This window comes from Micromonospora sp. NPDC051296, from assembly GCF_040682255.1.
GTDB classification, from domain to species: domain Bacteria; phylum Actinomycetota; class Actinomycetes; order Mycobacteriales; family Micromonosporaceae; genus Micromonospora; species Micromonospora craterilacus.
The window spans coordinates 1-5,248 of the sequence record NZ_JBFBAO010000433.1 but is presented as its reverse complement, the minus strand read 5'-3'; the positions used below and the strand labels follow the sequence as shown (position 1 = coordinate 5,248).

General features: G+C 71.8%; 3 protein-coding genes and 1 pseudogene. All 4 read right to left on the bottom strand.

Annotated features, from left to right (window positions below; all coding sequences use genetic code 11):
- Nucleotides 1-2,217: NADH-quinone oxidoreductase subunit G (locus tag AB0M52_RS30045; RefSeq protein WP_363960727.1), on the bottom strand; the 2,217-nt coding region annotated here is incomplete at its 3' end.
- Nucleotides 2,217-3,533, bottom strand: a complete 1,317-nt coding sequence (gene nuoF, locus AB0M52_RS30040; protein WP_363960725.1) for an NADH-quinone oxidoreductase subunit NuoF — start codon at nucleotides 3,531-3,533, stop codon at nucleotides 2,217-2,219. The genes nuoF and AB0M52_RS30045, both read right to left, overlap by 1 nt.
- On the bottom strand, nucleotides 3,530-4,573 hold the full coding sequence (gene nuoE / locus AB0M52_RS30035) for an NADH-quinone oxidoreductase subunit NuoE (RefSeq protein ID WP_363960723.1): 1,044 nt from the start codon (nucleotides 4,571-4,573) through the stop codon (nucleotides 3,530-3,532). Before nuoE ends, nuoF begins: the two co-directional genes overlap by 4 nt.
- Nucleotides 4,570-5,248, bottom strand: a pseudogene (locus AB0M52_RS30030) (NADH dehydrogenase subunit D); the annotation flags it as partial. The gene nuoE and the pseudogene AB0M52_RS30030, both read right to left, overlap by 4 nt.

Here is a 5,248-nt window from a genome sequence, read left to right as displayed (position 1 = left end):
CATCCGCACCACCGGCGGGCGGGCCGTGCCGCCCAGGTGCTCGTCACCGTCGGTGAGGCTGCCCAGGTCGACCAGCTGGTGCCAGGTCGCCAGCACCGCCTCACCGGGCCCGAGCTGTCGGACGGTGCCCGGCTCGACGGTGGGGGCGCTCGGGCGATCCATCCGGGTCGCCGGCAGGCCGCCCAGCTCGCGCCGGACGGTCAGCACGTCCCCGGTGCCCAGCCGGACACCCAGTTCGGCCGCCAAGGCGTCGAGCACTCGGCCGTCGGTCATCGCGGCGGTGTCCAGCACCGCGTCGAAGGGGCGCAGCCGGCCCTCCCAGTCCAGGAAGCTGCCGGCCTTCTCGACCACCGGGGCGACCGGCAGGACGACGTCCGCCCGGCGGGTCACGGCGCTGGCCCGCAGCTCCAGGCTGACCAGGAACGGCACCGCGTCCAGAGCCTGCTCGGCCAGCCGCGGGTCGGCCAGGTCGGCCGGGTCAACCCCGGCCACCACCAGCGCGTCGAGCTGACCCGCGGCGGCGGCGGCGAGAATGCCGTCGGTGTCCCGCCCGGCCTGGCTCGGGATCACCCCGGCCGGGATGTCCCACGCCTCGCCCAGCTCGGCACGGGCCGCCGGCTCGGTGACCAGGCGCCCGCCGGGCAGCAGGTTGGGCAGGCAGCCGGTGTCGACCGCGCCGCGGTCACCGGCGCGCCGCGGCACCCAGGCCAGCTTCGCCCCGGTACGCGCGGCCACCTCGGCGGCGGCGGAGAGGCCACCGGGCACGGTGGCCAGTCGCTCACCGACGATCAGGATCGCGCCATCGGTGCTGAGCGCCTCGGCGACCGTCGCGTGCTCGGCGAGCACGCCGGCCTCCTCACCCGGTACCACCCGGGCCAGCTTGGCCCCGAGCTTCTCCAGGCCGCGGGTGGCGAACGGCGCGATCGCGTACACCTTCAGCTTCTTCTTCAGGTACGCCTTGCGCAGTCGCAGGAAGAGGATCGGGCACTCCTCCTCCGGCTCCAGGCCGACCAGCACCACGGCCGGGGCGTTCTCGACGTCGGTGTAGGTGACGTCGGTGCTGCCGGCGACCGTGCTGGCCAGGAAGTCGGCCTCCTCGCGGGAGACCGGGCGGGCCCGGAAGTCGATGTCGTTCGTGTGCAGCGCGACCCGAGCGAACTTGGCGTACGCATAGGAGTCCTCGACGGTCAGCCGGCCGCCGGTGAGCACCGCCGAACCCTGGCCGCCGTCCCGGGCGGCACGCAACCCCTCGGCGGCGACGCTGAGCGCCTCGCTCCAGGACGCCTCACGCAGTTCCCCGGTGCGCTTGTCGCGTACCAGCGGGGTGGTGAGCCGGTCGGCGGCGCGGGCGTACTGGAAGCCCCACCGACCCTTGTCGCAGTTCCACTCCTCGTTGACCTGCGGGTCGTCGCCGGCCAACCGGCGCAGCACCTTGCCCCGGCGCCAGTCGGTGCGCTGGGCGCACCCGGCTGAGCAGTGCTCGCACACGCTCGGGCTGGAGACCAGGTCGAACGGCCGGGCCCGGAACCGGTACTGGGCGCCGGTCAGCGCGCCGACCGGGCAGATCTGCACGGTGTTGCCGGAGAAGTACGAGTTGAAGGGAACATCGCCCTCCTCACCCTCGGCCCCGTACTCCTCGTCCCGGTAGATGTTGATCTCCTCGGCCGAGGAGCGGTTCATCAGGTCGATGAACTTGTCGCCCGCGATCTCCTCGGAGAACCGGGTGCAGCGCTGGCAGAGCACGCACCGCTCGCGGTCGAGCAGCACCTGGGTGCTGATCGGCAGCGGCTTCGGGTACTCCCGCTTGTGCTCGTGGAACCGGGAGTCGCTGCGGCCGGTCGACATGGCCTGGTTCTGTAGCGGGCACTCGCCGCCCTTGTCGCACATCGGGCAGTCGAGGGGGTGGTTCAGCAGCAGCAGCTCCATGACCCCCTCCTGCGCCTTCTTGGCGACCGGGGAGGTGAGCTGGGTGCGAACCACCATGCCGTCGGCCACCGTCTGGGTGCAGGAGGCGACGGGCTTTCGCTGCCCCTCCACCTCCACCAGGCACTGCCGGCAGGCACCGGCCGGGGCCAGCAGCGGGTGGTCGCAGAACCGGGGAATCTCGGTGCCGAGCTGCTCGGCGACGCGGATCAGCAGCGCCCCCTTCGGGGCGGTGACCTCGACACCGTCGATGGTGAGCGTGACCGTCTCGGTCGACTTGGCTACGTCCGTCATTAGTGGGCTCCCACCAACTGCTTGTCGGACAACTTCGGCGCGGTCCGTCCCTCGATGTAGTCGAGGTAGTCCTGCTTGAAGTACTTCAGTGACGAGGTCACCGAGCTGGTGGCGCCGTCACCCAGGCCGCAGAACGAGCGGCCGAGGATGTTGTCGCAGGTGTCGAGCAGGGTGTCCAGGTCGTCGTGGGTGCCTGTGCCTGCGAGGATGCGCCGGTAGACCCGGACCATCCAGTAGTTGCCCTCCCGGCACGGGGTGCACTTGCCGCACGACTCGTGGTGGTAGAACTCCAGCCACCGGTAGGTCGCGTAGACCGGACAGTCCTGGTCGGAGAAGATCTGGGTGGCCGTGGTGCCGAGGATCGAGCCGGCGCCGGCCACCCCCTCGAAGTCCAGCGGCACGTCGAGGTGCTCGGCGGTGAGCAGCGGGGTCGACGACCCGCCCGGGGTCCAGAACTTCAGGTTGTGCCCGGGCTGCATCCCACCGGCCAGCTCCAGCAGCTCGCGCAGGGTGACGCCGAGGGAGCACTCGTACTGGCCCGGGTTGGCGATCCGGCCGGACAGCGAGTAGATCATCGGCCCGGAGGACTTCTCCGTGCCCATGCTCTTCCACCAGCCGGCGCCGCCGAGCACGATGTACGGCACGCTGGCGATGGTGCCGACGTTGTTGACCACCGTGGGGCTGGCGTACAGGCCGTGGGTGGCCGGGAACGGCGGGCGCAGCCGGGGCTGCCCCCGGAAGCCCTCCAGCGAGTCGAGCAGCGCCGTCTCCTCGCCACAGATGTACGCCCCGGCGCCCGAGTGCACCACCAGCTCCAGGTCGAAGCCGCTGCCCAGGATGTTCTTACCCAGGTAGCCCTTGGCCTTCGCCTCCTGGACCGCGTTGCGCAGCCGGCGTGCGGCGTGCACCGCCTCACCGCGGATGTAGATGTAGGCCCGGTTGGCCCGGATCGCGTACGACGCGATGATCACGCCCTCGACCAGCGAGTGCGGGTCGTGCGTCATCAGCGGCAGGTCCTTGCAGGTGCCCGGCTCGCCCTCGTCGGCGTTCACCACGAGGTAGTGCGGCTTGCCGTCGCCCTGCGGGATGAATCCCCACTTGAGACCGGTGGGGAAGCCGGCGCCGCCGCGGCCGCGCAGCCCGGAGTCCTTAACCAGCTGGATCAGGTCGTCCGGGTGTGCCTTGAGCGCCTTGCGCAGTGCCGCGTAGCCGTCCAGCTTCTCGTACGTGCCGATCCGCCAGGCGTCGGGCGACAGCCAGCGCTTGGTGAGCACCGGCGTCAACTTGGCCAGGGTCTCCGGCCGAGGCGTGGTCACTTCTGAGCCCCCTTGTCGTTCGCCGAGCCCTGGTCACCTGAGTGGCCGGTGGACTCCGCTTCCCTGAGGTTGCGCTCCTGCGCCTCGGCATCGTCGCCGGCAGGCTTGGCGTCACCGGCCGGCTTGTTGGCCGCCACCCCGGCGGCCTCCGCCGCCTGGGCGTCGCGCGGCCCGGGTGCCGGGCCGTCGACCGGGACCTTGGTGCCGGGGCCGTCCGGCACGGCGGTCTTCGCGTCCGGCTGCCGGGTCTCGGCGGTACGCACCTGCGGCGACTTGCGGTCCGGGGCCGGCACGTCGGGCGCGGTGCTGCCGGTCGGCGCGGCCTTCGCCGGGGTGGCCGGGGCCGGCTTGTCGCCGCTGCGAATCGGGGTGTTCGGGTCGAAGCCCGGCACCGAGATGCCGTGCTGCTGGGCCAGCCGCAGGCCACGCAGGCTCGGCTCGCCCGGCACGCCGTCGGCGACCGCACCCTCGCGCTCGTCGGCGAAGCCGGCGAGCTGGATCGCCATCTCCTTCAGCGTGCAGAGGCGGGCGCCCCGGCTCGACGTGGGCCGGCCACCGGCCCGCAGCTCGTCCACCACGCCCACCGCGGTCTGCGGGTCGACACCGTCGAAGAAGTCGTAGTTGACGGTCATCACCGGGCCGTAGTCGCAGGCCGCCAGGCACTCGGCGTGCTCCAGCGTGACCTTCCCGTCGGCGGTGGTCTCGTCGTGCCCGACGCCCAGGTGCTCGGCGAGGGTGTCATAGACCTCCTGGCCGCCCAGCACGTTGCACATGGTGTTGGTGCAGACGCTGACCAGCCAGTCACCGGTGGGCCGGCGCTTGTACATCGTGTAGAAGCTGGCGACCGCGCCGACCTGGGCCTTGTTCAGGCCGAGCACCTCGGCGCAGAACGCCACGCCGGCCGGGGAGACGTAGCCCTCCTCGGACTGCACGAGGTGCAGCAGGGGCAGCAGTGCCGAGCGGGACCGGTCGGCCGGGTAGCGGGCGACGATCTCCCGCGCCCGGGCCCGCGTCTCGTCCGTGAAGACAGTCGTGGTCACCGGTCACAACCTCCCATGACGGGGTCCAGCGAGGCGCCGCCGGCGATCACGTCGGCGATCAGGCCACCCTCGGCCATCGCCGGCAGGGCCTGAAGATTGACGAAGCTCGGCTCCCGGTAGTGCACCCGGTACGGCCGGGTGCCACCGTCGGAGACGGCGTGCACGCCCAGCTCGCCGCGGGGCGACTCGATGCCGACGTACACCTGGCCCGGCGGCACCCGGAAGCCCTCCGTCACCAGCTTGAAGTGGTGGATCAGGGACTCCATCGACTGCCCCATGATCTTGGCGACGTGCTCCAGCGAGTTGCCCATGCCGTCGACGCCGATGGCCAGCTGCGCCGGCCAGGCGATCTTCTTGTCGGCCACCATCACCGGACCCGGCTTGAGCCGGTCCAGCGCCTGCTCGACCAGCTTGAGCGACTCGCGGATCTCGGCCATCCGGACCAGGTAGCGGCCCCAGACGTCGCCGTCGGCGTGCGTCGGCACGTCGAACTCGTACGTCTCGTAGCCGCAGTACGGCATCGTCTTGCGCAGGTCCCAGGCCAGCCCCGCCGAGCGCAGTACCGGCCCGGTGACGCCCAGCGCCACGCAGGCGGTCACGTCGAGCACGGCCACGTTCTGCGTCCGCTCCAGCCAGATCGGCTGGCCGGAGAGCAGGTCCTCGTACTCCTTGAGC